The 581-nt window shown below is 44.2% G+C and carries 1 protein-coding gene; it reads right to left on the bottom strand.

Going from position 1 to position 581, the window contains the following annotated elements:
- Window positions 1-130 precede the first annotated feature (130 nt).
- Window positions 131-581 (bottom strand): toxin-activating lysine-acyltransferase (locus GIW04_RS31180; protein WP_236479676.1); only part of this gene is annotated, 451 nt, incomplete at its 5' end.

The raw sequence follows: 581 nt of genomic DNA, 5'->3' as shown, positions 1-581 counted from the left end.
CTCCAGACCCGCACCATGAAAACGCAGACAAACTAAACATATACCTTATCGAACTCAGCATAACTTGTTATGCAGCTCTCATGACTTAAGATACTTTTTCAGCACCTGCCATCAGAATCTAAACCATTAACTAAACAACCCACCTCACTATCTTTCGGACTGAGTAGTTAAGGTTCCTCCGTGCCCAAAAAACCTCATCTATACTTTGACTTATGAATATTTTTCTAAGCTCTGCCTTGGCGAAGGCCGCATCGCCAAACGGAAAACAACAATCTATTATCCAGGTTCTGCTTCCTTCGTCCCATTCGGATTCATGAAGCAAAAATTCCGAGTCCTCTAAAAGCCGATTCTCCGCGTCGGCAGCAAGATGCGCCCAAGTCACATAACCGATAGGGGTATCGAAGGTATCGAAGAAAAAAACAATTTGCTTGTGCTGAATGGCTGGCACCAACCATGCCCTTACATCAACTAGTCGAAATGAGCAATAGTCTCGACTTTGCATTGCGACCCATGACGCGAAACCTAATGACTTCGCATGGTCGTCATGGCTACTTTTTCGACATTGCGTGAATACTCTATAC

Source organism: Pseudomonas sp. PA-4-8C (assembly GCF_021606625.1).
Lineage (GTDB): Bacteria > Pseudomonadota > Gammaproteobacteria > Pseudomonadales > Pseudomonadaceae > Aquipseudomonas > Aquipseudomonas lactis.
Note: the sequence above shows the minus strand (reverse complement) of the source record. Positions and strands in the feature narration are given on the sequence as shown.